Here is a 1,472-nt window from a genome sequence, read left to right on the forward strand (position 1 = left end):
TCGTCCAGCTGTTCACGCCCCTGCAGGGCGCGCAGGCCGGGGGTGTTGGGCGAGGAGATGTTGACGGTGAAATAGGAGGCGCGGCCGGCCAGGCGTTGCAGGCCTGCGACATAGTCGGCGGCCTTGTCTTCCGTATCCTTGTTGGCCCCCAGGTTGGCGCCGACGACCACGTCCGTGGGGCGGCGATCCAGACGGGCGGCGAAGGCCTCCAGGCCTTCATTGTTGAAGCCCATCCGGTTGATGATCGCCCGGTCCTCGGTCAGGCGGAACAGGCGGGGCTTGGGATTGCCGGGCTGCGGGCGGGGCGTGACCGAGCCGCATTCGACGAAACCGAAGCCCAGCCGCGACAGGCCGCGCAGGGCCTCGCCGTTCTTGTCCAGGCCGGCGGCCAGGCCGACGGGATTGGGCAGGGCGAGCCCCGCCAGCGTCGTATGCAGGATCGGATCGTCGGCCGCCGGGGCGGGAAGGGGGGCGAGGGCCAGGCCCTTGATCGCCACCTGGTGGGCGGTCTCGGGATCGAGGCGGCGAAGGGCGGCGGCGCCCCAGTCGGCCAGCAGGCTCATGCCGGATCCTCGAACAGCATGGCTCCGTCCTCGGCGACCGAGAGGGCGCGCAGGGCGGTGACGGCGGCGACGGGCAGGGGCGCGTACAGATGCGGGAACAGGTCGCCGCCGCGCGACGGCTCCCACACCAGATCCGCGCCGAACCGGGCCAGATCGACCGTCAGCAGCATCAGATCGTCGCGGCCCGCGTAATGGCGGCGCACGGTCTCGACCAGTTGTTCGCCGGTGGACATGTGGATGTAGCCGTCCGCCAGATCGACGGCGGAGCCTTCGTATTGGCCCTCGGCCAGGGCCGCGCGCCATTCCTCGGCGGCGAGGATCTTGTAGGCGGTCCCGGTCATGCGACCCCCAGGTCGCGCGGAGTCAGGAAGCCTTCGAAGACGCAGCGCCCCGCGACATCGACGGTGAACAGGGCGGCGGCGGCGGTCGGGAAACCCCCGGCCAGACGGTCCAGAATGGCCGGCGAGGCCGCGCTTTCGGACAGGTATTCGGTGGCCAGCACATGGACGCCGGGATTATGGGCCAGCAGCATCAGGCAGCCGGCCTCGTCCTCGCAGGACTCGACGAAGCGACGCAGCACGTCGGACGGCGCATTGTACAGGCGCGGTTCGTGGCGGACTTCGACGTCGCCGAAGGCGTCATGCATCTGGTCCCAGGTCTGGCGCGTACGGACGGCGGACGAGACCAGGGCCAGGTCGGGCTTCAAACCGCGCTCGGCCAGGGTCTGGCCCATCCGCACGGCCTCCTTGCGTCCGGTGTTGGACAGGGGGCGGGCTTCGTCGCCGCCGGACGGGCTGGAGGCCTCCGCCTGGGCGTGCCGCATGAGGATCAGTCGATGCATGAGGCTCGCCATAAGGCCGTTCGCGTCCGACGAACAGATGGGACGATCTCAACTCCCTGTCAGGGGTG

Annotated in this window: 3 protein-coding genes; all 3 read right to left on the minus strand. The window is 70.2% G+C overall.

Annotated elements, in window-relative coordinates:
• A partial coding sequence (pyrD, locus tag ER13_RS17270; RefSeq protein WP_035311382.1) for a dihydroorotate dehydrogenase (quinone) occupies positions 1-563 on the minus strand: 563 nt, incomplete at its 3' end.
• Positions 560-904 carry a DUF952 domain-containing protein gene (locus ER13_RS17275; protein WP_035311384.1) on the minus strand — a complete coding sequence of 115 codons (345 nt, stop codon included), beginning with the start codon at positions 902-904 and terminating at the stop codon, positions 560-562. The genes ER13_RS17275 and pyrD, both read right to left, overlap by 4 nt.
• Positions 901-1,404 (minus strand): histidine phosphatase family protein, encoded by a 504-nt coding sequence (locus tag ER13_RS17280; protein ID WP_008258782.1) that lies wholly within the window; start codon positions 1,402-1,404, stop codon positions 901-903. Before ER13_RS17280 ends, ER13_RS17275 begins: the two co-directional genes overlap by 4 nt.
• Positions 1,405-1,472 lie beyond the last annotated feature (68 nt).

This window comes from Brevundimonas sp. EAKA (genome assembly GCF_000698025.1).
Lineage (GTDB): Bacteria > Pseudomonadota > Alphaproteobacteria > Caulobacterales > Caulobacteraceae > Brevundimonas > Brevundimonas mediterranea_A.